This is a genomic window from Bradyrhizobium sp. F1.4.3 (genome assembly GCF_040548375.1).
Lineage (GTDB): Bacteria > Pseudomonadota > Alphaproteobacteria > Rhizobiales > Xanthobacteraceae > Bradyrhizobium.
The window spans coordinates 288,319-313,657 of the sequence record NZ_JBEPRN010000004.1; the positions used below are offsets into that span (position 1 = coordinate 288,319).

A 25,339-nucleotide genomic window follows, 5' to 3' on the forward strand; every position below is an offset into this window, starting at 1 on the left:
GGCACCTCGACTGCCAGATCACCGTGTCACGCTCTCCGCCCCAACTCGGACCATCGTTGCTGGCATCCGGCGAGCACCGGGAAGTGGTTTTCATCCCGCTATTTCGCGGCAACCGGGGAGGATGTCTTGCCATTTCACGCCAATGGCTGCGGCCTTTGCTAATTCTTGCTGCCGGATCGCGAAGCCCGTGAAACCGTCGAGTCGACAAACATGCGCTCGATAAGATCACGCGGGTTGCAGGCTTTGGGATCGCAGGAGTACGGATGTCGGCTGATCGGGTTTGACGGGCGGCTGCCATGCCCTAACGCTGCATCTGCGGTTGCCGGCGACACGCCACTCCCCTCCCATGTGGCTATCAGACCGAACACTACAGGTAAGCCGTGTAGGATTGGATCCAGAGCACGATGCGGGCGATGAGTCCGATCGGTCCCGCATTTTCGGCGAACACCGTCGCCGTGCCAGACGTACCGAGGCGCAAGACAGAGCGATCGGCATTCGCTGGAATCGAAATCACCGCGGGATACGCGCCCGTACCGCCGATTGATCCGACACGAGCGAGCGTCCCTGATACCGCGATCTGACCCTGCCCGACGCCCTCCGGAATCTCTGTGATCCTGGCCTCGTGGATGCGTCCCGGGTCATTGTCGAAAACGAGCCTTACCCGCGCGCCGGGCTTGATGGTGCGAAAACCATTCTGCGAAAATACACCGACAATGGAAACGTCCGACTCTATGATGAAGGACATCGCCGCACGCGCCTGCAGGGCGCGGGCACCAACCGCGAGCGCCACGACGCTGGCGTAGCCGTCCGACGGCGCCTTGACCGTCGTCTGCGCAAGCTCCCATTTTGCATCATCGAGCTGTGCGCGGGTCTGCAACACGGTCGTGTTGACACCGCCGATCGACGATTCGAACGAGGCCTTTGCGCTCTGCTGTTGAGCCTTTGCGGACTGCAACTGGGCCATCGTAATGTCGAACTGTTCGCGCGTGTCCTGTTCGCGAAACGACGTGGCGGCTCCGCTTCTTGTCAAGTCGGCGATATCGTTCAGCCTCTTTTCATGAAAAGCGACCTGCTTTTCAAGACCGGTCACATTGGCGTTGGCCTGATCGTAATTCGCCTTCAGCACCTCGGCCTGATGCTGAGCGGCGATTAGTGCGGCTTCAAGCTGACGAACCTTGTATCGAAACGGCGTCGGGTTGATTTCGAACAAGACCGCGTCGGCCTTGACCGGCACGTTTGGTTTGACGGGGATTGCGATCACCTCACCACTGACGTTCGGCGTCACTTCCACAACGCGTGATACGACCACGACGCGCCCGTTGGGAGTGAGATAATTCAGCATCGCCATGAAGACTGCGAGAATGGCAATGCCTGCAAGGGCAGCGACGATTCCGGACGACCAGGTCAGGCGTATCAGCTTGAACCTTGAAAATGCCAGCCAGATCAGGACAAGGTAGCTGACGAGAATGATAACCATCGTTTGTCCTGTCGTAGCGGCGGCAGGCTGACGCTATCGTTCTTCAGTCAGTGCCGTTAGAACGCTGTTTTTTCCCTTGTCGGTAGGGTGCGGCGTTACTCCCGCATGGCAGGGAAGATGTCTTGCCATTTCGCGCCAATCGCGACGGTTTCTGCTGATTGCCCACATGCGGCTCCTTCCCGAGACGGGACTTGTCATTTCCCTGGACAGTTCGCTGCCGCCGATAGGTGACAGGTTGCATTTTTGTCAAACGCATGAAGATACGGCTGAAGCTGCTCGTTCCCGCGTAGCCGAGACGCAAGGCGATCTCCGATATGCGGTCGTTGGATTCAAGAAGCAGATGGCACGCAGTATCGAGGCGCACTTCCGCAACCATGTCACTGTAGCTGGTGCCCATTCCGGCGAGATAACGCTGCAACGAGCGCGAGCTCATCCCCAACTGGAGTGCTGTATGTTGCAGGGCTGCGTCACCTTGACACAGGGAGGCAGCAATCGCCGCCCGCACCGAGTACCGGGAAGGTATGTGACCAGGCTTCATGGGACCGAAGACATGTGGTGAAGTTCAAACGCCGAGAAATGCCTCGTCTAGCCATCGCTTTTGCTGGAGCATGGGTGAAGAATCGTCGGAGGTCTTGCCACAAGCCGCCAAGTTAAAGCCGAACGACGCGCTGGCTCCCAACGGGCCAGCCCGTCTTTTCCCAATTCAGCGGGCAACGATTTTGCAATACACGCCAAGCGGGAGCGATTAAGCTTCGGCGGCTCAGCCGGGCCTCGCGTCGAAAACGTGGAGAACCGCCGAACTCAATTTCTGCGCGAGAAAAAAATGACCATACTTCCTTTAACTCGTTGCCAATTCATTATTCCTGTCGCTGCCATTTGTGATGAGATCGGTGCTCCAACGGAGGCGTTGCTGACCAAGTTTCGCCTTCCAGCTTCTTTGGAGGAAAAGCCCCAGCATTATATCCCGATGCTGCAAGCGATACGTTTCGCGGAAGCCGCACAGCGATCGCAAGGCATCACAGACATTGGATTTCAAACTGCTCGCCGGCTGCAATTCTGTCACCTGAGCGAAAAGCTTCGCGCCAGCATCCGCTTCGCGCCGACGCTGTTCATGGCCTTGCAGCAATTTTGCAAATGGGCATCGCTTGAAGACACGATCTTGAGTATGTGGCTGGAGCGCGACGACAATCACGTGAGAATTTGCGGCAAGCTCGCGGGCACGACCGGGGTACCGCATCTTGAGCATTCGCAATGGCTTCAGAATGTTATGTCGATGCATATCGTGAGGCAATTTTCCGGCCCCGACTGGGTTCCGGAGACGATGGCCTTCGAAGCCCGCTTTGAACCGGGCCTTGAGACTCGGTCGTTCTGGGCAAATACCCGCTTCATGTCCGGTCAGGATTCCTCATGGATCGATATTCCCGTTTCATTCCTGGATCTCCCCAATCGCGCAAGGGAGACTCCGGCGGCTCCACATGACGACGGGGTCGCGTCGTTCGGCCACGGAATCGTCTCAGCGGTCAAATTGATGCTGCCGTCCTACTTGGACGAAAGGATTCCAACCGTCGCGGAAATCGCGGAGATGGCCGGCATCAGCATCCGAAGCCTTCAACGCAAGCTCTCAAACGCCGGCGTTACATATTCTGATCTGCTTGACGGGGTCCGCTTTGAAAACGCCGCTAAGCTTCTGCGCGACACGAATTCCAAGATTATCGATGTCGCATTTTCTTCGGGCTACACCGACCCTGCGCATTTCACTCGCGCTTTCCGACGATTTTCCGGAATTACGCCGAGAGAGTTTCGCGGCAAATGGAAGCTGCAACAGGCGTTGGTCCCCGTGATATGAGCTTCCAACGCGAAACTCGGCTTTCGATTGGCGTACATTGGAAACTTTCGGTAGCATATGTCCGCCATGGGATGCCATCACCGGTTAGAAGCACTCGCTGCAAACAGGCTGCGATTTCGATTCCCGATTTGAGTAGCGAGAGGACGTAACGGACCTGCCCCGACTGCTCTCCACAGTATATGTTGGGATGAAAGATGAGAGACAAGTTGATATGGGTCAGCATGACAGGCGAAGCCGCCTAATCCGGCTCTCGACCGAGATTCAAAAACAACCCTGTTTCCAAGCGCGCTCAAAAATTTGGCCGGGAACAGAGCTGTTTATATAACGAACTCAGTAATTTGAGCCTGGCTGGGGCGGGAGGGATCGAACCTCCGAATGGCGGAATCAAAATCCGCTGCCTTACCACTTGGCTACGCCCCAACAGGCGACGAACGGAACGGCGGAAGAACTGGCTACCGCAGATTCCGTCCAGTCGCAGCCGGTCTATAGGGAGCGGCGCTGCATTTCAACCGCCTGGCGGGGCAAAATACCACAGGCTCGGAGCTGACCGCGGCACACTCTATTATGGGCCCGACATTATGGGCCCGACGACCGGCCCGTTCCGGCTGCGACCGGCCCTCCCGGCAGTTGAGACCTCCGGCGTTTCATGGGAATACGGCGGACAAGACTGTCCTCGGGAGTGAGCCATGACCTACCGCGCGCCGATTTCTGACATGCTCTTGTCGCTCAACCATGGCGCCGGCCTGAAGGCCGCCATGGAAGCCGGCCATTACGGCGATTTCGACGCCGACATCGTTGCCGCGGTGCTGGAAGAGGCCGGCAAGTTCGCAACCGACGTGCTGGCGCCGCTCAACCGGGTCGGCGACGAGCACGGGATCAAGCTCGACGACGGCAAGGTCACGACCGCGCCGGGCTGGCCGGATGCCTACAAGCGCTGGACCGAGGGCGGCTGGAACGCGGTGTCGGGACCCGAAGCGTTCGGCGGCCAGGGCCTGCCGACCGCGATCAACGCGCTGTGCACCGAGATCTGGAGCGCCTCGAATGTCGCGTTCGGCCTCTGTCCGCTGCTGACGGCCTCCGCGATCGAGACGCTGGACGCGCATGGCAGCGACGAGCTGAGGAAAATCTATCTCGAAAAGCTCGTCACCGGCGAATGGACCGGCACGATGCAGCTCACCGAGGCGCAGGCCGGCTCCGACGTCGGCGCGCTGCGCACCCGCGCCGAGCGGCAGGCCGACGGCACCTATCGCATCAAGGGGACGAAGATCTTCATCACCTATGGCGAGCACGACATGACCGACAACATCGTGCATTTCGTGCTGGCGCGCCTGCCTGATGCGCCCGCCGGCACCAAGGGAATCTCGCTGTTCCTGGTGCCGAAGTTCATGGTCAATGAAGACGCCTCGCTCGGCGCGCGCAACGACATTTTTGCCTCCGGCGTCGAGCACAAGCTCGGCATGCATGCATCCCCGACCTGCACCATGACCATGGGCGATCATGGCGGCGCGATCGGATTTCTGATCGGCGAAGAGAACCAGGGCATGCGCTGCATGTTCACGATGATGAACCAGGCCCGCCTCGGCGTCGGCCTCGAAGGTGTCGGCGTCGCCGATCGCGCCTACCAGCAGGCGTTGTCTTATGCGCAAGAGCGCAAGCAGGGCCGCGCCGTCGGCAAGAAGGGCGACGGCTCGGACGCGATCTTCGTGCATCCCGACGTCAAGCGGATGCTGATGCGGATGCGGGCGCAGACCGCGGCGGCGCGCACCATCTGCTATGCCACCGCGGTTGCGATCGACGTCTCGACGCGCGCGAGGGATCCCAAGGTCCGGGCTGACGCGGCCGCGCGCGCGGCACTGCTGACGCCGATGGCAAAAGCCTATTCCACCGATGTCGGCAACGAGGTCGCCTATCTCGGCGTGCAGGTGCATGGCGGCATGGGCTTCATCGAGGAGACCGGCGCCGCGCAACATTATCGCGACGCGCGCATCACCGCGATCTACGAGGGCACCAACGGCATCCAGGCGATCGACCTCGTGACGCGCAAGCTCGCGGCCAACGGCGGCGCGTCGGTGTGGGCGCTGCTCGACGAGCTCGCCGGCATCATCAAGCAGGTCGAAGCCTCCAACGATCTCGCCTTCGGCACCACCGGCACAAAACTGCGCGAGGCAATCGAGGCGCTGACGCGCAGCAGCAAGTGGCTGTTGGGGCGCGTTGCGTCGGCGCCGAACGAGGCGCTCGCTGGCGCCACGCCTTACCTCCAGCAGTTCGGTGCGACGCTCGGCGGCTGCATGCTGGCGTCCGAGGCGCTCGCCGCAAAGGCCGACGGCAATTCAGATGCGCCGCGCTATGTCTCCCTCGCGCGGTTCTTCGCCGAGAACATCACGGTGCAGGCGGGCGCGCTGGAGCGCACCGTGACGGAGAGCGCGGAGTCGGTCGCTGCGGCCGATGCGGTGTTGTTGGGGTAGGTAGTTGCACGTGTCCCGGACGCGTTGCAACGTGTAGCGCTGCTGCATCCGGGGCACGAGAGCGCAATCAAACCTAAGCTACGAAGCTGCGATCTTCGCAGCTTTCCCCGGCCGCCACAGCACGACGCCGGCCGCAACGAGATCAAGCACCACGCACATCGCAAACGCCATCGTGTAGTCGCCAGTCAGGCTGCGCACGACGCCGACGATGCCGGGACCGAACGCGCTGATGATGCCGCTGATCGAGGTCCCCAGGCCCATCGCTGCGGCGAATGCGGTGGCTCCGATCTCGCGCTGGATGATCAGGGGCGGAAACGTGATCATGTTGCCGATCGAGAAGCCGTAGACGGCGCAGCACATCAGCAGCACCGTCGGACTCTCGGTTTGCAGGAGCACGAACAGCGCCGCCGCCTGGCTCGTCATCGACGCCGCGCAGGCGAGCCGCGGATCGAGCCGGTCGACGAACAGGCCGAGCGACAGCCGGCCTACGACCGCCATCGCCGCCATGATGGTGACGGCAAGGCCCGCAGCATAGCGGCCGATCATCGGCTCGAGGAACGTCACCTGGTGGATGATGAAACCCATCTGCGCCAGTAGCGCAATCGCGATCGGCAGCACCATGGTCCAGAACGCCGCGTTGGCGAGCAGCGCCCTGCGCGAGTGATCCGCAGGCGCGGCCGTGTCGTCGCCCGAGGCATGCCTGCCCGATGCCGGCGGCATCTCGGCCGGCCATCCCGTGAAGATCACGACCACCGGCAACACCAGCACCACCATCACGATGGTGGCTGCCAGCATGGCAGAGCGGAAGCCGATGCTCCCGGTCAGCGCCAGCAACAGCGGAACCAGGACGATGCCGCCGCAGGTGGCGCCGTTGAACGCAAGGCTGAGCGCGAGCCCGCGGCGCCGCTCAAACCAGGAGTTCAGCACGGTTGCGATCACCACGGTGCCCATTCCGGTCCAGCCGACCGCCATCAGTGCATAGGCGAGATAGAGCTGCCATGGCGTCTGCATCAGCGCCAGCAGCACCGTCGATGCGCCAAGCGCCGACAGGCCGCACAGGATCAGCGACCGCAGCCCGATGCGGGCGAGCAGACCGTCGGTGAAGATGACGAGGACGGAGGTCAAGAGAAACGAGAAGGTGCTGGCGGCGGACACCAGCGTACCCGGCCAGCCATGGGCGCGCTGGAGCTCCGCAAGATAGACGCCCTGGCCGTAGAGGCCGAAGCCGAACATGAAGAAGGCCATCAGGAAACAGGCCAGCACCACGCGCCAGCCGCGATAATGCAGCGAGGATTCGTCAACGCCTGTTGCGGCAATCATCAATCAAGCAATCGACCAAATGGAACGTGACTTGCCATCGTGCCGCACAACCACCGGTTTTTCAAATGAAACATTGTAGCCATTTGTTGCGGCGCGCAACAGCATCGAAAATGCAAAGCGGCCCTCGCGCCATGGTTCCCCCGACGAATGCAACCGTTGGGCGGGTGTCATGCACGGGGATCACCGTCGAAAAGGTTGAGCCGCAGGATTGGCACGCCTGCGAGATGATGTAGGCTGAGCATTGCAAGACTCGCCGATGGCAGGCGCCGCGGCGACCGCAGGGGGCCTTCATGGCGAACGGCAACATCATCGTGACGGAGGAGCGCGCCACGCGCGTGATCACCCTGCGCCGTCCGGGCAAGAAGAACGCGATCACGCAGGACATGTATCGCGAGATGAGCCGTGCGATCGACACCGCGCAGAACAATCCCGACATCCGCTGCATGATCATCACCGGCGGCTCCGGCGTGTTCACCGCCGGCGACGATATCGACGACTTCCTGAAGGCCGACGCGTCACGCCCCGAGACGCTGTCAGACGGCGCCAAGTTTCTCTATTCGCTGGCGCTCAACGTCAAGCCGATCATCGCAGCCGTAGACGGCGCGTCCATCGGCATGGGCACTGTGATGCTGTTCCATTGCGACTATGTGCTCGCCTCCAACGCCGCGACCTTCTCGGCGCCCTACATCAATCTCGGGCTCGTACCGGTCGGGGCCGCCAGCCTGCTGATGCCGCGCACCATGGGCTACCAGCGCGCCTTTGCGATGCTGGTGATGGGACGGGCCTTCACCGCCGCAGAGGCCCATGCCGCCGGCTTCGTCAACACCGTGGTCTCACCGGGACACACCGAGGTCGAGGCGCGCAAGGTGGCGCGCGAGATCTGCCGCCTGCCTGCCGAGGCGGTCGCAACCTCGCGCAGATTGCTGCGCGCCACACCGGAAGAGCTCACCCGCCGCATCGACCAGGAAGGCCATCTGTTCGGCGAGCGGCTGAAATCGGACGAGGCGATAGCCGCGTTCAACGCGTTCGCGAACAGGAAGAAGCGGTGATCTGCTCTTCCCCTCCCCCCTTGTGGGAGAGGGTGGCTCGCCGCGTAGCGGCGAGACGGGTGAGGGGTATCTTTCCTCACACTCACACGTATCCTCGCGGATAGAACCCCTCATCCGGCGCTTCGCGCCACCTTCTCCCACAAGGGGAGAAGGAAAGAACGGCCGCACGTTCACGACAATGCTTCGTGAAATCTTCGCGCGGAGCGACTAATCTTGTTCCATGGGACATCTTCTCCGCCTCGCCAGCTTTACTCTCACGCTCGCCGCCGCCCTGCCCGCTGCGGCCCAAACGGCCGCACCCGTCGAGCTGCGCATTCTCGCGATCAACGATTTCCACGGCAATCTGCGCCCGCCGCCGGGCGGCATCCGCATCAATGATCCCGAGGACAAGGCCAGGAAGGTGATGGTGGCAGCCGGCGGCGCCGAGTACATGGCGACGCTGGTCAGACAGCTGCGGGACGGACACAAGAACACGATCTTCGTCGCCGCCGGCGATCTGATCGGCGCGAGCCCGTTTTTGTCGGCGATGTTTCACGACGAGCCGTCGATCGAGTCGCTCTCGATGATGGGGCTTGCGATCACCTCGGTCGGCAATCACGAGTTCGACGAGGGCAAGGCGGAGTTGCTCAGGATGCAGAACGGTGGCTGCCATCCGGTCGACGGCTGCCAGGGCCCGCATCCTTTCACTGGCGCCAAGTTCCACTATCTCGCGGCATCCACCATCGAGACCGCGACCGGCAAGAGCGTACTGCCGCCCTACGAGATCAAGGAGTTCGACGGCATTCCCGTCGCCTTCATCGGGCTGACCCTGAAGGGCACGGCCGGCATTGTCTCGCCAGCCGGCATTGCCGGCCTCGAATTCCGCGACGAGGCCGAGACAGTGAACGCGCTGGTGCCGCGGCTGAAGGCGCGCGGCGTGGAAGCGATCGTCGTGCTGATCCACGAAGGCGGCGAGCCCGTCGGCGACTACAATGAATGCCCGGGCATCTCTGGGCCGATCGTCGACATCGTCAAGAAATTCGACCGCGCCGTCGACGTCGTCGTCAGCGGCCACACTCATCGTGCCTATATTTGCCAAATCGACGGACGGCTCGTCACCAGCGGCGACAAATACGGCACGCTGGTCACCGCGATCGACCTCCAGCTCGATCCGGCAACACGCGACATCGTCAGCGCCAAGGCCGAGAACGTCATCGTTGCAAACGCATCGCTCGCCAAGGATCCCGAGCAGACCGCGCTGATCGACGCCTATGACAAGCTTTCGGCGCCCATCGCCAACCGCCCGGCCGGATCGGTGACGCAGACATTGTCGCGCGTACCGAACGAGGCCGGCGAAAGCGCGCTCGGCGACATCATCGCGGACGCGCAGCTTGCAGTCACAAAGGACGCCAAGGATGGCAGCGCTGTCATCGCGCTCACCAATCCCGGCGGCATCCGCACCGACATCGTTCCGAAGGAGAATGGCGCAGTGTCCTACGGCGAGTTGTTCGCGAGCCAGCCGTTCCGCAACCGCCTTGTCACCATGACGCTCACAGGCAGCCAGCTCAAGGACATGCTGGAGCAGCAATGGCTCGATCCGAAGCGGCCGCGCATCCTCCAGGTCTCCAACGGATTCAGCTACACGTGGGATGCGACGAAGCCATACGGCGAGCGCATCATGACTGAGAAAATGACGCTCAACGGCCAGCCGATCGAACCGGCCACAGGCTACCGCGTGACCCTCAACGACTACCTCGCTGTCGGCGGCGACGGCTTTACGGTCGCGAAACAGGGCGCATCGCCGCAATATGGCGGCTACGACGCTGATGCGCTGTTTGCCTTCTTCAAGGCGCACGGGCCGATCGGCCCGCTGCCGCCGACCCGCATCCTGCGCGTGAATTGATCTGACGCAAAACGGACTGGCCCGGGACCACCCTTTGCCATTCCCGCCCAAATGCATAGATTGGGTTTTGCATTGCGTTTTGGCGCCGGATGCGCCAAGCGACGTCGAGAGCCCGTTCCCAGTGAGGCCGACCTGATGAGCACGCTTCTTCTCTCCCACAAGGCCTGCCTCGACCACGTCACGCCGCCGGGACATCCCGAGCGACCGGACCGCCTGCGCGCGGTGGAGGAAGCGCTGTCGCATGAGCGTTTCCAGTACCTGGTGCGCGACCAGGCACCGGAGGGCGATCTCGATCTGGTCACGCTCTGCCACAACGAGGATTACGTCACCGAGCTGCGCCACATCGCCCCCACCAGCGGCCAGGTCTATGTCGACGGCGACACCTCGATGTCGCCGGGCACGTGGGAAGCGGTGATGCGCGGCGTCGGCGGCGCGGTCGCAGCGACCGAAGCCGTGATGGCGGGCGAGCACCGCAACGCCTTCGTCGCGGTGCGCCCACCCGGCCATCACGCCGAGATCGGCAAGCCGATGGGCTTCTGCTTCTTCGACAACGTCGCGATCGCCGCGCGCCACGCGCAGCGCAAATACGGCATCACACGTGCGGCCATCGTCGATTTCGACGTGCACCACGGCAACGGCACGCAGGACATCTTCTGGTCGGATCCGACCGTGATGTACTGCTCGACCCACCAGATGCCGCTGTTTCCGGGCACCGGCGCACGCGGCGAACGCGGCGATCATGACACCATCGTCAACGCGCCGCTCGCCTCGGAAGACGGCGGCCCCGAGTTCCGCATCGCGTTCGAGAACCTGATCCTGCCGCGGTTGACGGAATTCAGTCCCGAGCTCCTCATTATATCGGCGGGCTTCGACGCGCATTACCGCGATCCGCTGGCCTCGCTGAATTTGCGCGCGGAGGACTACACCTGGGTCACGCGCAAGCTGATGGAGCTCGCCGACAAGACCGCCGAGGGCCGAATTGTTTCGGTGCTCGAGGGCGGCTATGATCTGCAAGGACTGAAAGAATCTGTTACGGCGCATGTCGGCGCCCTGATGGGCGCCTAAAGCGCGATTGGGATAAATCGCAATCGCGCTTTAGGTTATCGTTTGAGCATGATCCTATCGGAAAACCGCTGCACACTTTTCCGGATCATGCTCTAGCACCCGCCACATTACGCCCGCAAAACTCTGCTTTTTCTGCAAGCGAAGCGAATCGGGCAATCGGAAACGGATATGGCCGAAAACACCCAAGTCGACGTCTCCAGGCTCACCTTCGAACGCGCTATCGAGGAGCTCGAAACGATCGTGAAGCGGCTCGAGGACGGCAAGGTGCCGCTCGAGGAATCCGTCACGATCTATGAGCGCGGCGAGGCCCTGAAGCGCCGCTGCGAAGAACTGTTGCGGCAGGCCGAGGCGCGCGTCGACAAGATCACCACAGATGCCAGCGGCCAGGCCACCGGAACCGCGCCGCTCGACATGCAGTAAAGGCACATTTAGCACTCCAGTTCGTGCAGTGGCCGCCTGCAATTATTTCATGATGGTAGGACGCTCTGGTTCCGCTCGCGGGAACGCGCGCTCGAAGATGATGTCGCGCCTGCCTGGCGCGTGCTTTCCATCCCGCGAAGCTCGTCCAAAATGGTCTCGTTTTGGCCAAAAAGCCTGCCGAGGAACCGGGCAAGATTGGAACCTCCGCCCCGGCGCCGCTGTTAACCAGACTGGCCCGCCGGTTGCACCTGCATACCCCTAATCGGTCCGGCGGGTTGGCTTTGGCCCAAGCTTTGGTGTAAAGCTGCGCGGAGTGTGGCTTTTTGTTAGCCTTGCGTGGGCACCGATTACCGACGACAAGCGCTTCAAACTGCTGATGAAATTGGCTGGGACGGACGAAGCCGATCTAAGTGACAGGGATCACAGAGACTGAACCGGAGCGCACTTAAGCTCACCTAAGCTTGAAGACGGGGCTTGGCCCCATGCAGGTGGCTCCGACGGTTTGAGGACTCGCGCTGCGCCGATATTGTGCAAACCCATCGCGCACCGGAATGACCTTCCGGCGCTGACAAATTGGAAATCGCCGTGAACGCATACAGTAAAACGCCGCTTCTCGACACCATCCGGACGCCGGATGACCTGCGCAAGCTCAAGATCGAGCAGGTTCGTCAGGTCGCCGACGAGCTGCGTCAGGAGACCATCGATGCCGTCTCGGTGACCGGCGGTCACTTCGGCGCGGGCCTCGGCGTGGTCGAGCTCACCACCGCGATCCATTACGTCTTCGATACGCCGCGCGACCGGCTGATCTGGGACGTCGGCCATCAGGCCTATCCGCACAAGATTCTCACCGGCCGGCGCGACCGCATTCGCACGCTGCGCACCGGCGGCGGCCTGTCCGGCTTCACCAAGCGCAGCGAGAGCGATTACGATCCGTTCGGCGCCGCGCATTCCTCGACCTCGATTTCCGCCGGCCTCGGCATGGCGGTCGCACGCGACCTCTCCGGCGGCAAGAACAACGTTATCGCCGTGATCGGTGACGGCGCGATGTCAGCGGGCATGGCCTATGAAGCCATGAACAATGCGGGTGCGATGAATTCGCGCCTGATCGTCATCCTCAACGACAACGACATGTCGATCGCACCGCCGGTCGGCGCCATGAGCGCCTATCTGTCGCGGCTCTATTCCGGCAAGACCTATCGCACGCTGCGCGAGGCGGCCAAGCAGATCAACAAGCGCCTGCCGAAGATCCTCGCCAACCGCGCCAACCGCGTCGAGGAATATTCCCGCGGCTTCATGATGGACGGCGGCACGCTGTTCGAGGAACTCGGCTTCTATTATGTCGGCCCGATCGACGGTCATAACCTCGATCACCTGCTGCCCGTGCTGAAGAACGTCCGCGACATGGAGACCGGGCCGATCCTGGTTCACGTCGTGACGCAGAAGGGCAAGGGCTACGGCCCGGCGGAAGCCTCCGCCGACAAGTACCACGCCGTCGTCAAGTTCGACGTCGCCACCGGCACCCAGGCCAAGGCCAAGCCGAACGCACCGGCCTATCAGAACGTGTTTGGCCAGAGCCTCGTCAAGGAAGCCGAGAAGGACGACAAGATCGTCGCCATCACCGCGGCGATGCCGTCCGGCACCGGCGTCGACATCTTCAACAAGGCGTTCCCGGACCGCACCTTCGACGTCGGCATCGCCGAGCAGCACGCGGTGACGTTCGCCGCCGGTCTTGCGACCGAAGGCTACAAGCCGTTCTGCGCGATCTACTCGACCTTCCTGCAGCGCGGCTACGACCAGATCGTGCATGACGTCGCGATCCAGAACCTGCCCGTGCGCTTCGCCATCGACCGCGCCGGCCTCGTCGGCGCCGACGGCGCGACGCATGCCGGCTCGTTCGACAACGCCTATCTCGGCTGCCTGCCGAACATGGTGATCATGGCGGCGGCCGACGAAGCCGAGCTCGTGCACATGGTGGCGACCCAGGTCGCGATCAACGATCGCCCGAGCGCGCTGCGCTATCCGCGCGGCGAAGGCCGCGGCATCGAGATGCCCGACGTCGGCGTTCCCCTCGAACTCGGCAAGGGCCGCATGATCCGCCAGGGCAGCAAGATCGCCCTGCTCTCCTTCGGCACGCGTCTGGCCGAATGCGAGAAGGCGGCCGACGAGCTCGCCGCCCACGGCCTCTCCACCACGATCGCGGATGCGCGCTTCATGAAGCCGCTCGACACCGATCTGGTGCTCAAGCTCGCCCGCGACCACGAGATCCTGATCACGATCGAGGAAGGCTCGGTCGGCGGTTTCGGCTCGCATGTCGCGCAGTTCCTGACCGACCAGGGCGTGCTCGACAGCGGCATGGTCCGCTTCCGCTCCATGGTGCTGCCCGACGTGTTCCAGGACCACGACACGCCGGCGGCGATGTATGGCCGCGCCGGTCTCGACGCCAAGGGCATCGTCGCCAAGGTGTTCGAGGCGCTCGGCAAGGACGTCAAGACCGAGACCGTCAAGCTCGCCTGAGCTGGTTCACCTCTCCCGCTTGCGGGAGAGGTCGCGCCGAAGGCGCGGGTGAGGGCTTTCTCCTCTTGGGGAGAGTCGCTTGCGGAGACACCCCCTTCCCAGCCCTCCCCGCAAGCGGGAGAGGGAGTAGAGCACGGGCCGTGGCTCGCACCTCGATCCAAATTTTTCGGCTTGCACCCATGAAAATCTATCTGGCAGGCCCCGAGGTGTTCCTGCCGGATGCGGTTGAGATCGGCCGGCAGAAGGTCGCGATCTGTGCTGCGCATGGGGTCGCCGGCCTTTATCCCCTCGACAACGACATCGACCCCACCGCTCCAGACGCCTCGCGGCAAATCTTTGCAGGCAATGAGGCGATGATGGATCGGGCCGACGCCGTCATTGCCAATCTCACGCCGTTTCGCGGGGCCGGCGCCGATCCCGGCACCGTCTACGAGCTCGGCTACATGGCCGGCCGCGGCAAGTTTTGTCTGGCCTATTCCAACGATCCCGCCACCTATGCCGACCGCGTCGGCCGCTTCATGAACGTCACCTCCGAAGACGGGCGGCTGGTCGATGCGCAGGGGCTGACCGTCGAGGATTTTGGCCTCGTCGACAACCTCATGATGATCCATGCGCTGGAGCTGCATGGCTGCCCGCTGGTGACGCCGGCCGAGATGCCGATCGACGTCTGGCATGATCTCGCTGCGTTCGAGACTTGCGTCCGGATGGCGGCCGCGCGACTTATCACTACATAAGCGCATTCCCCGGAGAGCCGATGTCCCCTCCCCGCAAGCGCGCGGATGTTCTGCTGGTCGAGCGCGGCCTGTTCGAGAGCCGGGCGCGGGCGCGCGCGGCGATCGAGGCCGGGCTCGTCACTGCCGACGACAAGCAGGTTTCAAAGCCGTCGGAGACCATCGCGGAAGACGCGGTGATCCAGGCCGAGCCGGCGCACCCCTATGTCTCGCGCGGCGGCGTCAAGCTCGCCGGGGCGCTGGAGCATTATCCCATCGAGATCGAGGACCACGTCTGCCTCGACGTCGGCGCCTCCACTGGCGGCTTTACCGAGGTGCTGCTGGCAAATGGTGCCAGCTTGGTGTTCGCCATCGACGTCGGCACCGGGCAGTTGCACCCATCGCTGCGTGGTCATCCCAAGATCGTGTCGATGGAAGAGACCGACATCCGCGCCTATGACGGCAAGCGCCTGCCGGCGCGGCCTGATGTCGTCGTCATCGACGTCAGCTTCATCTCGCTCAAGACCGTGCTGCCCGTGGCGCTGGCGCTGGCCGCAGCGCCGATGAGCCTGCTCGCGCTGATCAAGCCGCAATTCGAGGCCGAGCGGAAGCACAACAAGAAGGGCATCATCCGCGACGCCGCCGTGCATCAGGCGATCTGCGACGACATCGCGGCGTTTGCCGCCTCGCTCGGCTGCACCGACATCGAGGTATTCCCCTCGCCGATCGCCGGCGGCGACGGCAACATCGAATTTTTCCTGGGCGCGCGCCGTGGTTGAGCGCGTGAAGATCGATCACGTCGGCCATCGCGGCGACGGCGTCTCGCTCGATGCGGGCGAAGCGCTCTACGTGCCCTATGCGCTCGGCGGCGAGACCGTCGAGGTCGACCATGTCGCGGGCAACCATCCCGATCGCCGCAAGCTGCTTGCGGTCGACGTCGCAAGCGCTGAGCGCATCGCACCGTTCTGTCCGCATTTCGGCGTCTGCGGCGGCTGCGCCATCCAGCACTGGGCGGCCGAGCCGTATCAGGCCTGGAAGCGCGGCATCGTGGTCGAGACACTGGCGCAGGCCGGCATCGCGTGCGACGTCGCGCCGCTGGTCGATGCCCATGGTACGGGGCGCCGGCGCGTCACGCTGCACGGAAGGTTCGGCACCCATGACGTCCTCAAGGTGGGCTTTTCCGCCACAAGTTCGCACGACGTCATCCCGATCCATCGCTGCCCGATCCTCGATCCCGCGCTTGAGGGCGCGCTCGATGCCGCCTGGGCGCTCGCCGAGCCCTTGACGTCGAAGATGCCGGTGACGAAGCCGCTCGACATCCAGGTCACCGCCACCGCCAATGGTCTCGATGTCGACGTGCGCGGCTCCGGCCCACTGCCGACGCGGCTGATCACGGCACTGTCGCGCGTCGCCGAGCGGCATCGCCTGGCGCGGCTGACGCGACACGGTGAGCTGGTGCTGCAACGCCTCCCGCCGACGTTGCAGATGGGCCGCGCCGAGGTGACACTGCCGCCGGGCTCGTTCCTGCAGGCGACCGTCGCGGGCGAGGAGACGCTGGCTGCTCTCGTCGCGGAGCGCGTTGGCAAGGCCAGGGAAGTCGCCGACCTCTTCTGCGGCGTCGGCCCGTTCGCATTGCGGCTCGCGGAGAGGGCGCGCGTCACAGCTTACGACAACGAAGCCGGCGCGGTCGCCGCGCTCGCGAAGGCCGCACGCACGCCGGGGCTAAAGCCGATCAAGGCCGAGCCGCGCGACCTGTTCCGTCGTCCCTTGGTGCCGCCGGAGCTACGCGATTTCGATGCCGTGGTGTTCGATCCCCCGCGTCAGGGCGCGCAGGCGCAGGCGCTCAAACTCGCCGCGAGCAAGGTGCCGGTCGTCGTCGCGGTGTCCTGTAACGTCGCGACCTTCGCCCGCGATGCGCGGCTGCTCATCGACGGTGGGTATAAAATCGAGACAGTGGTACCGGTCGACCAATTCCGCCACACGCCGCATGTGGAATTGGTGGCGCGGTTTACGCGGTGATGTCTTAACGGCGAAGGGCGCCGAGCGCCGGCGACTCGCCAGGCAGCAGGTTTGATCTGATGTCGCTGTCCATGCGGCCCGAGTCCAGCTGGGTGAACCCGGCCCCAAACGACAGGCTGAGATTGGAGGTCGGCTTGAATTCGACGCCCGCAAACGCGCCGTAGCCGGGCGCAGTGCCGGAGGTCAGCGGTGCAACCGAACTGCCGATGCCGTTGCCGTATCTCAGCGTGTCGAAACCGGCAAAGAACGTCACGGGCAAGCCGCCCGCAGTCTTGGTGTTGTAGCCGAACTGCGAGCTATCATAGGAGAGCGCGCTGAAATTGCCGGCTGGTCCAGTCTGGCTGAAGCCGCTCCAATTGAGGTTGCCACGTTGGCTGCCGACAAAGAAGCCGTTGGCAAAATTGCTGCGTCCGGCCGCGTCGCTGGCATTGAAGCTTGGAAAGTTGCCGTAGGTATCGGCGCTCTGGCCATCGTTGCCGCCAAAGCCGAAAGACCCACTTGGTATAAAATATCTCAGAGGCGCAACTTGCGCATGAGCCGACGCTCCGCAGAAGCAAAGCACGGCGAAGAGAGCTGCGAGACCGCAAGAACCTGCAAGGCTGGACATTCAGGCTTCCGTCGAAAGGGTTCCAAATTATACTCCCGTGATGGCGCGAATGCCAGCGGAGGGACGCCGGGCATCGCTTGATCAAGTTCCAGGATTACGTTGTCCTGACACGTTTGAACCTCCCCCGCGCCGGATTGACCCACATAGAGGACGCGCAAGCCCAAGTCGCGGTTTTGATCGCGAAGGCCTGGCGCAGTCCGGCAACGCGCAGTTGCGCAGACCCTTGAAAATGCCCAACGTTTGTATGGAGGCTGTCATGGAGGTCAATTCCGACAGGTTGAATGCCTTTATGGGCAAGATGGTCACCGAGTTCGGTGCGGCGATGAATGCATCGCTGGTCCTGCTCGGGGACAAGCTCGGTCTCTACCGCGCCCTCGCCGCCAAGGGACCGATGAACTCGTCCGAACTCGCGAGCGCCACCGGCACGACGGAGCGCTATGTCCGCGAATGGCTGTCGAGCCAGGCCGCGTCCGGTTACATCGAATACGATTCGGCTTCAGGAAAATTCTCGATGCTGCCGGAGCAGGCGATGGCGCTTGCGGACGAGGACAGCCCGGTTTTCCTCGGTGCGTTCGGCAACGTCATTGCCTCGGCCTTTCTCGACGAGCCGAAGGTTTCGGATGCATTCAAGTCCGGCAAGGGTGTCGGCTGGAACCGGCGCAGCGAATGCTTGTTCTGCGGCACCGCCCGCTTCTTCCGCACCGGCTACATGCATCACCTGGTGCAGGAATGGCTGCCATCGCTCGACGGCGTCGTGGACAAGCTGAAGCGCGGCGCCAAGGTCGCCGATGTCGGCTGCGGGCACGGCGTCTCGACACGGCTGATGGCGGAGGCCTTCCCCAACTCCCGCTTCTACGGCTTCGACTATCACGAGGGCTCGATCGAGGCGGCGCGCCGCTCGGCCACTGAGGCGAAGCTAAGCGATAGGGTCAGCTTCGCCGTCCATTCCGCCAAGACCTACCCGGCCGAAGGCTATGATCTCGTCTGCTTCTTCGATTGCCTGCATGATATGGGCGATCCGGTCGGCGCCATCAGTCACGTGCGCGAAACCATGGCGAAGGACGGCACATGCATGCTGGTCGAGCCGTTCGCCAACGATCGCCTCGAAGACAATCTCAACCCGGTCGGGCGCGTCTACTATGCGGCGTCGACGATGATCTGCACGCCGGCCTCGCTCGATCAGGAGGTTGGCCTGGCGCTGGGTGCTCAAGCCGGCGAGGCAAGGCTGCGCAAGGTCGCGCGCGAGGGTGGCCTGACGCACTTCCGTCGTGCCGCCGAGACGCCCTTCAACCTGATCCTGGAGGCACGGATCTGACCTCGCTCACGCCGGGCATGCGGGCCGGTGCGCGACATAGCCGACCCGCAGGCCCGGCACAAAGCCGCACCCCTCGTAGAAGCGGTGCACGCGCGGGTCCCTGCGGCCGCTCTGCATCAGGACGTGATGGCAGTCCTTGCGCCAGGCTTCCTCCAGCGCCGCTGTGACGACGGCGCGTCCATGACCAAGCCCCTGAAAGTGGGGATGAGTCACGACATTCTCCAGAAAGCCGTGACGCCGACCGGCGCGCAGGAGATTTGGCGCGGTGATCAGCATGCAGGTGGCGACGATTTTGTCCGCTTCTTCCGAAACGAACAGCGCGAGATCATCGCGGGACAATGTCTGCCGCCAGATATCCTCGGCCCTCTCCCGCGGCTCGGCCGCTGCGCTGACTTCCGAGGCGCGAAACAATTCGAGCAGCGCAACCAGATCGGATTCTTCGGCGAGCCTGGCGGTCGGCATTGTGGGGTCTCCTTGCATTGGACCTGCGGGCGACGAGGTCAGGCCGCGGCGTCCGCTCCCATCCCGAACGTGAGCTGGTTGCCGTCGGCATCGACGACATCGAAATCGCGCATGCCGTAGTCGCGGCCCTCGGGCCGGTTGATCAACCTGGCGCCGCGTCCCGCCACCTCGGCATGGATCTGGTCGACATCCCTGACGAAAATGCAGATCGCGCCATGGCCGGGCAATCGCTTCGTGCTGCTCGCTGCGAGCAGGTGCAAGGCGACCTCGTCGCAGCAGAGGCAAACATAAGACAGAGGCTGACCGTATTCGAACGCGACCTCGAAGCCGAGCACGTCGCAGTAATAAGCCAGGCTTGCAGCAATGTCTGAGACAACAAAGACGGTGGCGGAGCCGGCCATCATCGGATGTTCGTCGATCATTACAGCCTCCTCGTATCGCGAGCCTGTCCCCTGGCGCAGTCTAGCATGCGGCCAGGAGGCCTTGCACGACCCATCCGGCAACGTAATCTGGAGGCCGAACGCGGCGGCGGCAGTCCGCCGGAATGGGAGGATGACGATGAGATATCTGAGCCTGGCGCTGGCTGTGCTGTTCACTGTCGCGAGTTCGGGAGCCGGCCGCGCAGCCGAGCCGACCCGCTTTACGCCGCTGAAGCCGGACGAACTCACTCCGTCGCAGAAGGAATGGGCGGCTGCAATCGCCGTGCCGCCGCGCAATGCCAAGTTCACCAACCCGCCCTACCGCGCCTATATCCGCAATCCGGAACTCGCGCCAAAACTCTCGGCGATGTCGGACTATCTGCGCTGGAATTCGTCGCTGCCGGCGCGCTTGAGCGAATTCGCCATCCTGATCACGGCGCGGCAATGGACGGCGCAATATGAATGGTTCGCGCATTATCCGCTCGCGATGAAAGCGGGGCTCGATCCGCAGGTCGCCAAGGACGTCGCAAGCGGCGTGCGGCCGCAGGCGATGAAGGACGACGAGGCCGCGCTCTACGACCTCGCGATGGCGCTCTATCGCGACAAGAAAGTGTCCGACGAGATCTATCGCGTGGCACAGCAAAAGTTCGGCGAGCGCGGTATCATGGATATCATCGGCCTGATCGGCTATTACGATCTGGTCTCGATGACGCTGATCACGATGCAGGCGGAAGCGTCGAACGACAGCGTTCCGCCGTTGCCGCCGCTCGCCGCCCAATAGCAACTCTGCATCCATGCCGCACGATCCGCTGCTCACGCGCCTGACATCCGCCTTTGCCGAGGTACCGGGCGTTCAGGCCATTGTGCTCGGCGGCTCGCGTGCGCGTGGCAGCGCCGGTCCGACATCCGACTACGACATCGGATTGTACTTCACCGCGGCGATCCCGCTCGATACGGAACGGCTGCTGAGCGCCGCGAAAGCGGTCGCCGACGATCCCGCCGCCACGGCGATAACAGAGGTCGGCGCATGGGGACCGTGGATCATCGGCGGCGCGTGGCTGTCGATGGAAGGACACAAGGTCGATCTGCTCTATCGCGACGCCGGCGCGGTCGAAGCGGTGATGGAATCCTGCCGCGCCGGCGCGGTCACCTTCGACTACCAGCCCGGCCATCCGCACGGCTTCAGCTCGACAATCTGGATGGGCGAGATCGCATATTGTCAGCCACTGCACGATCCCCAGCAGCTGATCGCCGGGCTGAAATCGATCGCGTTGCCTTATCCTCGCCCGCTGCGCGAGGCTCTGATCCGGCGCTTCCAGTGGGAAATCCTGTTCGGCATCGAAAACGCCGAGCTGGCCATCGCGCGCAGGGAGCAAACCCATATCGCCGGATGCGCCTACCGATCCCTGGCCTGCGTTGCGCAGGTCCTGTTCGCGCTGAACGAACGCTATCTCATCAACGAAAAAGGGGCGCTCCAGGAGGCGGCGCGCCTGCCGCTGACGGTTCCGCGTCTCGCGGAATGCGCCGCCGAGATCTGGCGGCTGATCGGCGATGACGCCCTTGCGCCGGCCTGCGCGAGCTTGCGCGACGTCGATCGGCAGTTGCAGGCGCTGACGCAATCCTGCGCGGATCGGCAGTAGGGCTATGCCGTCTTGTCCACTGAGGAGGACGAATCCGCCGGCGGATATTTCGTCACCGGCACCATGAAGGACTTCATGCCGACCTGGTAGATGATCTTGCCGTTCTGCCCGTCGTCGGTCGCGATCTGCGCCTGCCCGAACATGATGACGTTCTTGTAGACGATGCCAGTGCCCTGGCGGGTGATGCCGTCGGTGGTGACGCTGACCTGGGCTTCGTTGCCGTTGACGGCGAGAACACGAAAGCTCGCGCTCTTGCCGTTGTCGGAGGAATAGCCGCCCCAGCTTCCCATGAGACGGCTGTCGGAGGCCGGCGGCGCCTGCTTCTCGAGAGACGCGGTCTGCTTGCCAGCGCCGCCCGCGGAGAACAACAGCACCAGGTTCTTGCCGTCCTTGGTCCCGACCGTGACCGAGCCAAAGGTGATAAGCGCGCCACTGACCTGGCCAAAACCGCGGTCGGTGTGCCCGTTATGGGTGTATTCAACCTGGGCCCGGGCGCCGCGAATGTTCACCACCTTGAAGCCGACAGGCTGGTTGTTGCCCGCCCAATTGCCCTTCCATTCACCGAGCAGAGCGCTCTGGTGATACATCCGCTCATTGGCGGGCGAAATCTGGCTGGTGCTCTGCGTGACGATGGCCATTGTTTTGCTAGGTGGACGAGTTTGAAGAACTCGCTTGCGTTCGAGCGCCGGGAAACAGCGTCAGAAACATTCAGAAACAATTCTGATTAGGGCCATGCGCTGGTTAACGAGCGGTTAATTTCAACCGCAGGGTGCGATGGGGCAAATAATCTCAGCAGGGATGCGCTTCAGCGCCCCCAGCGGTCCGACCAGATCTTCTCGCCGATGGTGCAGCTCACCCGCGGCTCCTTGTCCTTCTCCGCAACGCGTGTCACCGGACGCTCGGGCGTGCGGCCGGCGACTTCCATCAACAGTTTGGTGCGGATCGCTTCCTTGAACTTCTCGCGATCCTTGATGGTGATCACGAAGGAGCCGGGGCCGCCGATGACGCAGTCCTCATAGTAGTAATCGAGATTGTCGATATCCATGGTCGAATACGACGGCTCCTTGACCATGATCGGCAGGCCGTTGATGACGATGCCCTTCTCGAGCGCGGCGTCACGCGCCAACGTGACCGGGCTGCCATTGTTGTTGGGGCCGTCGCCGGAGATATCGATGACGCGGCGAAGCCCGTGATAGGGATCTTCGTCGAACAGCGGCATCGCGAAAGTAATCGCACCGGAGATCGAGGTGCGCGAGGCGCGCCGGATCGGCGTCCTCATGATCTCGGTGGCGACCGCATCCGCAGTCTCCGGTCCGTCGATCAGCCGCCAGGGGATGATGATCTTCTGGTCGTTGGAAGCAGCCCACTCGAAATAGGTCACCGCGATCCTGCCGTTGGGGCCAGCCTTCAGTGCCTGCAAGAACTCCTTCGACTGGATCGCCTGGGCGTAGCCCTCGCGCTGGATCGCGAGCTCGTCCATGTCCATGGAGTAGGAGACGTCGACCGCGAGGATCAGCTCGACATCGACCGACTGCGCGTCCCCGTCGGCTGCCTGCCGCTGCGGTTGATGTCTTGTCGGTTCAAATTTTGGCCCTGGTGCCGCGATGCCCGCGACGTCCCCTCCGGCAAGCACACCGGCCACCAGCACAGCCCCGATCGAGAACAGCATGCGCATCGCAGTCTCCCGTCGTATGACGCGATGGTGACATGCAAACGCCTTGCCGCAAAGTGCGAAGATCGCTTGTGCTTCACATTCGAGTTAGGGTTTTCCGGTGTTGCGCGAAACCGCCGCCATGTCGCCACCCTTGCGCCGCCACGCATGCAAGTCACGGGACAGAGCACCCCACCCACTTGTCCCGCGCGATTTCCATGCTAGGCTGACCGCACAGATGGGGATGGAGTCCCCCGACAACCGCCCGGCGGTCGACGATCGTAGTGGGCTGATGACTCCTGCTTGAGGTGAGGCAATCAGCCTCTGCCTTTGGCGGGAGCATCGACAAACCCGCCGATGGCGGGTTTTTTTGTTGCCTGATGATGAAGGCCAAGACTTGAAGGCCAAAACTTGAAGGCAACGACGTGACGACGACGACACCGAAGGCTGCGCGTGCCGGGCTGCCCAGGGGAATCTGGGTGCTCGGCTTCGTCTCGATGCTGATGGACATCTCATCCGAGATGATCCACGCGCTGCTGCCGGTCTATCTCGTCACCGTGCTCGGCGCCTCCACGCTCACCGTCGGCTTCATCGAGGGCATTGCGGAGGCAACGGCCTCGATCACAAAGATCTTCTCCGGCGCGTTGTCGGACTGGCTCGGCCGGCGCAAACTGCTCGCCGCGCTCGGCTATGGGCTTGCCGCCTTCACCAAGCCGCTGTTCCCGCTCGCCCCCAGCGTTGGCTGGCTGGTCGCGGCGCGCTTCATCGACCGTGTCAGCAAAGGCATCCGCGGCGCGCCGCGCGATGCGCTGGTCGCCGACATCGCGCCGGCTGGCTTGCGCGGCGCGAGCTTTGGCCTGCGCCAATCGCTCGACACCATCGGCGCCTTCGTCGGACCGCTCGCGGCGATCGGCCTGATGTGGTGGACCGCGGATAATTTTGCCGCCGTGTTCTGGGTGGCCGTGCTGCCGGCGTTCTTGTCATTCGGCTTGATCACGCTCGCGGTGAACGAGCCTGAACCGGATGCAAGCCGCGAGCTGACGAAAAATCCGCTCAACACCGCTGCCATGCGGCAGCTCGGACCCGTGTACTGGCGCGTCGTCGCGGTCGGCGTCGTCTTCACGCTCGCGCGCTTCAGCGAGGCCTTCTTGATCCTGCGCGCCCAGAACATCGGGCTCAATGCCATGTGGGTGCCCGCGGTGCTGGTGCTGATGAACGTCGCCTACGCGCTCTCCGCCTATCCGGCCGGCGTGCTGTCGGACCGGATCAACCGAACCGGCCTGCTTGCGGTCGGCCTCGTCCTCCTCGCAGCGGCCGATCTCGCGCTTGCGCTGCTACCAGACCTTGCGGGCCTGGCGCTCGGCGTCGTGTTGTGGGGATTGCATATGGGACTAACGCAGGGCCTGCTCTCGGCCCTCGTCGCCGACACCGCACCGCCACACTTGCGCGGCACCGCGTTCGGCTATTTCAACCTGTTCACGGGCCTTGCATTGCTCGCCGCGAGCGTGATCGCCGGGGCGCTGTGGGACGCTTACGGCCCAGCCGGCACGTTCTTCGCCGGGCTCGGGTTCGCGCTGGTGGCGCTCGCGGGATTGCTTGTGGTCGGCAATGGACTGGCAGCGGAGCGCAACTGATGACGGGAGGCTACATATCGTGCTGAGCGGAGTGATCGCGATCGTCATCGGCAGCATTTTCGGCGGCTGCGCGCGTTATTTCTTCTCCGGCGCGATCGCGCGGCGGCTGGGCGAGACGTTTCCCTGGGGCACCATGACCATCAATGTCAGCGGCGCCTTCCTGATCGGCATCTTTGGCGCGCTGGCAACCCATCCCGGCTCGATCTTCGCCTCCCCCAACCCGTGGCTGTTCGCGGTGACCGGGTTCCTCGGCTGCTACACCACGGTGTCCTCGTTCAGCCTGCAAACGCTGACGCTCGCCCGCAACGGCGAGCCGCTGTCTGCGTTCGGCAATGTCGCCTTCTCGGTCGGACTGTGCCTCGCGGCCGTCAGTTGCGGCTTCTTCCTTGCCGACAGTTTTGGAGGGTAGAGGTACATGAGCGCCCCCTCCTTCACCAACCGCTGGCGCAGCGCAATGCTCTACGCCTGGGTTGCCGCCGGCAGCATCGTCGGCGGGCTCACGCGCTATCTGGTCTTTCTTGCGCTCGACACCGGACCGGGCTTCCCTTTCGCAACTCTCTTCATCAACGCGACCGGCTCGCTGATCATCGGCTTCTATGCGACACTGACCGGGCCTGATGGCCGCATGCTGGCGCGCCCCGAGCACCGGCAGTTCGTCATGACCGGGTTCTGCGGCGGCTACACCACCTTCTCGGCCTTCAGCCTGGAGACCTTCCGCCTGCTTCACGGCGGCACGAAATATACCGCGCTGGCCTATGTCGGGTCGTCGGTTGCCTGTTGGCTGGTCTCGGTCTGGGTCGGCCATATGATGGCGACCCGCTACAATCGCTTGAGAAGGAGCTGA

General features: G+C 63.5%; 24 protein-coding genes, 1 tRNA gene and 1 riboswitch. Of the genes, 16 read left to right on the plus strand and 9 right to left on the minus strand.

Annotated features, from left to right (window positions below; translation table 11 throughout):
* Positions 1-367: 367 nt before the first annotated feature.
* On the minus strand, positions 368-1,477 hold the full coding sequence (locus ABIB73_RS15525) for an HlyD family secretion protein (protein ID WP_354225212.1): 1,110 nt from the start codon (positions 1,475-1,477) through the stop codon (positions 368-370).
* Between the two features lie 43 nt (positions 1,478-1,520).
* Positions 1,521-2,015 carry a helix-turn-helix domain-containing protein gene (locus tag ABIB73_RS15530; RefSeq protein WP_354225213.1) on the minus strand — a complete coding sequence of 165 codons (495 nt, stop codon included), beginning with the start codon at positions 2,013-2,015 and terminating at the stop codon, positions 1,521-1,523.
* A gap of 285 nt (positions 2,016-2,300) precedes the next feature.
* Here ABIB73_RS15530 and ABIB73_RS15535 point away from each other — a divergent pair, with 285 nt between their 5' ends.
* Entirely contained in the window at positions 2,301-3,323 is a 1,023-nt protein-coding gene (locus ABIB73_RS15535; protein ID WP_354225214.1) for an AraC family transcriptional regulator, read from the plus strand.
* Positions 3,324-3,668: 345 nt separating this feature from the next.
* On the opposite strand, the gene ABIB73_RS15540 is transcribed toward ABIB73_RS15535, so the two are convergent.
* Positions 3,669-3,743: transfer RNA gene (locus ABIB73_RS15540), tRNA-Gln, on the minus strand.
* Positions 3,744-4,009: 266 nt separating this feature from the next.
* Between ABIB73_RS15540 and ABIB73_RS15545 the strand changes: the two genes are divergently transcribed.
* On the plus strand, positions 4,010-5,788 hold the full coding sequence (locus ABIB73_RS15545) for an acyl-CoA dehydrogenase family protein (RefSeq protein ID WP_354225215.1): 1,779 nt from the start codon (positions 4,010-4,012) through the stop codon (positions 5,786-5,788).
* A gap of 78 nt (positions 5,789-5,866) precedes the next feature.
* On the opposite strand, the gene ABIB73_RS15550 is transcribed toward ABIB73_RS15545, so the two are convergent.
* Positions 5,867-7,108, minus strand: a complete 1,242-nt coding sequence (locus ABIB73_RS15550; RefSeq protein ID WP_354225216.1) for an MFS transporter — start codon at positions 7,106-7,108, stop codon at positions 5,867-5,869.
* Positions 7,109-7,398: 290 nt separating this feature from the next.
* Between ABIB73_RS15550 and ABIB73_RS15555 the strand changes: the two genes are divergently transcribed.
* From ABIB73_RS15555 to ABIB73_RS15590, 8 genes are all read left to right on the plus strand, one after another.
* A complete protein-coding gene (locus ABIB73_RS15555; RefSeq protein WP_354225217.1) occupies positions 7,399-8,157 on the plus strand; it encodes an enoyl-CoA hydratase-related protein in 759 nt (252 codons plus the stop codon).
* Between the two features lie 220 nt (positions 8,158-8,377).
* Positions 8,378-10,039 (plus strand): bifunctional metallophosphatase/5'-nucleotidase, encoded by a 1,662-nt coding sequence (locus ABIB73_RS15560; protein WP_354225218.1) that lies wholly within the window; start codon positions 8,378-8,380, stop codon positions 10,037-10,039.
* A gap of 135 nt (positions 10,040-10,174) precedes the next feature.
* Positions 10,175-11,104 carry a histone deacetylase family protein gene (locus tag ABIB73_RS15565; protein WP_354225219.1) on the plus strand — a complete coding sequence of 310 codons (930 nt, stop codon included), beginning with the start codon at positions 10,175-10,177 and terminating at the stop codon, positions 11,102-11,104.
* A gap of 168 nt (positions 11,105-11,272) precedes the next feature.
* A complete protein-coding gene (locus ABIB73_RS15570) occupies positions 11,273-11,524 on the plus strand; it encodes an exodeoxyribonuclease VII small subunit (RefSeq protein ID WP_354225220.1) in 252 nt (83 codons plus the stop codon).
* A gap of 585 nt (positions 11,525-12,109) precedes the next feature.
* A complete protein-coding gene (gene dxs, locus ABIB73_RS15575) occupies positions 12,110-14,038 on the plus strand; it encodes a 1-deoxy-D-xylulose-5-phosphate synthase (RefSeq protein WP_354225221.1) in 1,929 nt (642 codons plus the stop codon).
* A 179-nt stretch (positions 14,039-14,217) separates the two neighbouring features.
* Positions 14,218-14,772 carry a nucleoside 2-deoxyribosyltransferase gene (locus tag ABIB73_RS15580; protein ID WP_354225222.1) on the plus strand — a complete coding sequence of 185 codons (555 nt, stop codon included), beginning with the start codon at positions 14,218-14,220 and terminating at the stop codon, positions 14,770-14,772.
* Between the two features lie 20 nt (positions 14,773-14,792).
* A complete protein-coding gene (locus ABIB73_RS15585; RefSeq protein ID WP_354225223.1) occupies positions 14,793-15,527 on the plus strand; it encodes a TlyA family RNA methyltransferase in 735 nt (244 codons plus the stop codon).
* Positions 15,520-16,767 (plus strand): class I SAM-dependent RNA methyltransferase, encoded by a 1,248-nt coding sequence (locus ABIB73_RS15590; RefSeq protein WP_354225224.1) that lies wholly within the window; start codon positions 15,520-15,522, stop codon positions 16,765-16,767. The genes ABIB73_RS15585 and ABIB73_RS15590 overlap by 8 nt, the downstream gene beginning before the upstream one ends.
* A 4-nt stretch (positions 16,768-16,771) precedes the next feature.
* Here ABIB73_RS15590 and ABIB73_RS15595 read toward each other — a convergent pair whose 3' ends face one another.
* On the minus strand, positions 16,772-17,374 hold the full coding sequence (locus tag ABIB73_RS15595; RefSeq protein ID WP_354225225.1) for a hypothetical protein: 603 nt from the start codon (positions 17,372-17,374) through the stop codon (positions 16,772-16,774).
* 256 nt (positions 17,375-17,630) lie between these two features.
* Between ABIB73_RS15595 and ABIB73_RS15600 the strand changes: the two genes are divergently transcribed.
* Entirely contained in the window at positions 17,631-18,689 is a 1,059-nt protein-coding gene (locus ABIB73_RS15600; protein ID WP_354225226.1) for a class I SAM-dependent methyltransferase, read from the plus strand.
* A 6-nt stretch (positions 18,690-18,695) separates the two neighbouring features.
* Here the strand turns inward: ABIB73_RS15600 and ABIB73_RS15605 are convergent, their stop codons facing one another.
* Both ABIB73_RS15605 and ABIB73_RS15610 read right to left on the minus strand, forming a co-directional pair.
* Positions 18,696-19,151 (minus strand): GNAT family N-acetyltransferase, encoded by a 456-nt coding sequence (locus ABIB73_RS15605; protein ID WP_354225227.1) that lies wholly within the window; start codon positions 19,149-19,151, stop codon positions 18,696-18,698.
* A 38-nt stretch (positions 19,152-19,189) separates the two neighbouring features.
* Complete coding sequence (locus ABIB73_RS15610) at positions 19,190-19,573, minus strand: bleomycin resistance protein (protein WP_354225228.1); 384 nt, start codon at positions 19,571-19,573, stop codon at positions 19,190-19,192.
* A 136-nt stretch (positions 19,574-19,709) separates the two neighbouring features.
* On the opposite strand from ABIB73_RS15610, the gene ABIB73_RS15615 reads away from it, so the two are divergent.
* Both ABIB73_RS15615 and ABIB73_RS15620 read left to right on the plus strand, forming a co-directional pair.
* Positions 19,710-20,351, plus strand: a complete 642-nt coding sequence (locus ABIB73_RS15615) for a carboxymuconolactone decarboxylase family protein (protein WP_354225229.1) — start codon at positions 19,710-19,712, stop codon at positions 20,349-20,351.
* 13 nt (positions 20,352-20,364) lie between these two features.
* Positions 20,365-21,210, plus strand: coding sequence for a nucleotidyltransferase domain-containing protein (locus ABIB73_RS15620; RefSeq protein WP_354225230.1), 846 nt, complete (start codon positions 20,365-20,367; stop codon positions 21,208-21,210).
* A 2-nt stretch (positions 21,211-21,212) separates the two neighbouring features.
* Here ABIB73_RS15620 and ABIB73_RS15625 read toward each other — a convergent pair whose 3' ends face one another.
* Positions 21,213-21,848 carry a hypothetical protein gene (locus ABIB73_RS15625; protein ID WP_354225231.1) on the minus strand — a complete coding sequence of 212 codons (636 nt, stop codon included), beginning with the start codon at positions 21,846-21,848 and terminating at the stop codon, positions 21,213-21,215.
* 167 nt (positions 21,849-22,015) lie between these two features.
* On the minus strand, positions 22,016-22,885 hold the full coding sequence (locus ABIB73_RS15630) for a DUF1194 domain-containing protein (protein ID WP_354225232.1): 870 nt from the start codon (positions 22,883-22,885) through the stop codon (positions 22,016-22,018).
* A gap of 207 nt (positions 22,886-23,092) precedes the next feature.
* A riboswitch (Fluoride riboswitch) is annotated at positions 23,093-23,170 on the plus strand.
* Positions 23,171-23,286: 116 nt separating this feature from the next.
* Here ABIB73_RS15630 and ABIB73_RS15635 point away from each other — a divergent pair.
* From ABIB73_RS15635 to ABIB73_RS15645, 3 genes are read left to right on the plus strand one after another with little or no spacing between them, the layout of a single operon-like run.
* On the plus strand, positions 23,287-24,495 hold the full coding sequence (locus ABIB73_RS15635) for an MFS transporter (protein ID WP_354225233.1): 1,209 nt from the start codon (positions 23,287-23,289) through the stop codon (positions 24,493-24,495).
* Between the two features lie 19 nt (positions 24,496-24,514).
* A complete protein-coding gene (gene crcB, locus ABIB73_RS15640; RefSeq protein WP_502918432.1) occupies positions 24,515-24,904 on the plus strand; it encodes a fluoride efflux transporter CrcB in 390 nt (129 codons plus the stop codon).
* 6 nt (positions 24,905-24,910) lie between these two features.
* Positions 24,911-25,339, plus strand: coding sequence for a CrcB family protein (locus tag ABIB73_RS15645; protein WP_354225235.1), 429 nt, complete (start codon positions 24,911-24,913; stop codon positions 25,337-25,339).

What these genes read in the sequence shown, in the direction of transcription:
- ABIB73_RS15525 (WP_354225212.1), bottom strand. Translation starts at nt 1,477, where the DNA reads ATGGTTATCATTCTCGTCAGCTACCTTGTCCTGATCTGGCTGGCATTT.
- ABIB73_RS15530 (WP_354225213.1), bottom strand. Translation starts at nt 2,015, where the DNA reads ATGAAGCCTGGTCACATACCTTCCCGGTACTCGGTGCGGGCGGCGATT.
- ABIB73_RS15535 (WP_354225214.1), top strand. Translation starts at nt 2,301, where the DNA reads ATGACCATACTTCCTTTAACTCGTTGCCAATTCATTATTCCTGTCGCT.
- ABIB73_RS15545 (WP_354225215.1), top strand. Translation starts at nt 4,010, where the DNA reads ATGACCTACCGCGCGCCGATTTCTGACATGCTCTTGTCGCTCAACCAT.
- ABIB73_RS15550 (WP_354225216.1), bottom strand. Translation starts at nt 7,108, where the DNA reads ATGATTGCCGCAACAGGCGTTGACGAATCCTCGCTGCATTATCGCGGC.
- ABIB73_RS15555 (WP_354225217.1), top strand. Translation starts at nt 7,399, where the DNA reads ATGGCGAACGGCAACATCATCGTGACGGAGGAGCGCGCCACGCGCGTG.
- ABIB73_RS15560 (WP_354225218.1), top strand. Translation starts at nt 8,378, where the DNA reads ATGGGACATCTTCTCCGCCTCGCCAGCTTTACTCTCACGCTCGCCGCC.
- ABIB73_RS15565 (WP_354225219.1), top strand. Translation starts at nt 10,175, where the DNA reads ATGAGCACGCTTCTTCTCTCCCACAAGGCCTGCCTCGACCACGTCACG.
- ABIB73_RS15570 (WP_354225220.1), top strand. Translation starts at nt 11,273, where the DNA reads ATGGCCGAAAACACCCAAGTCGACGTCTCCAGGCTCACCTTCGAACGC.
- ABIB73_RS15580 (WP_354225222.1), top strand. Translation starts at nt 14,218, where the DNA reads ATGAAAATCTATCTGGCAGGCCCCGAGGTGTTCCTGCCGGATGCGGTT.
- ABIB73_RS15585 (WP_354225223.1), top strand. Translation starts at nt 14,793, where the DNA reads ATGTCCCCTCCCCGCAAGCGCGCGGATGTTCTGCTGGTCGAGCGCGGC.
- ABIB73_RS15595 (WP_354225225.1), bottom strand. Translation starts at nt 17,374, where the DNA reads ATGTCCAGCCTTGCAGGTTCTTGCGGTCTCGCAGCTCTCTTCGCCGTG.
- ABIB73_RS15600 (WP_354225226.1), top strand. Translation starts at nt 17,631, where the DNA reads ATGGAGGTCAATTCCGACAGGTTGAATGCCTTTATGGGCAAGATGGTC.
- ABIB73_RS15605 (WP_354225227.1), bottom strand. Translation starts at nt 19,151, where the DNA reads ATGCCGACCGCCAGGCTCGCCGAAGAATCCGATCTGGTTGCGCTGCTC.
- ABIB73_RS15610 (WP_354225228.1), bottom strand. Translation starts at nt 19,573, where the DNA reads ATGATCGACGAACATCCGATGATGGCCGGCTCCGCCACCGTCTTTGTT.
- ABIB73_RS15615 (WP_354225229.1), top strand. Translation starts at nt 19,710, where the DNA reads ATGAGATATCTGAGCCTGGCGCTGGCTGTGCTGTTCACTGTCGCGAGT.
- ABIB73_RS15620 (WP_354225230.1), top strand. Translation starts at nt 20,365, where the DNA reads ATGCCGCACGATCCGCTGCTCACGCGCCTGACATCCGCCTTTGCCGAG.
- ABIB73_RS15625 (WP_354225231.1), bottom strand. Translation starts at nt 21,848, where the DNA reads ATGGCCATCGTCACGCAGAGCACCAGCCAGATTTCGCCCGCCAATGAG.
- ABIB73_RS15630 (WP_354225232.1), bottom strand. Translation starts at nt 22,885, where the DNA reads ATGCGCATGCTGTTCTCGATCGGGGCTGTGCTGGTGGCCGGTGTGCTT.
- ABIB73_RS15645 (WP_354225235.1), top strand. Translation starts at nt 24,911, where the DNA reads ATGAGCGCCCCCTCCTTCACCAACCGCTGGCGCAGCGCAATGCTCTAC.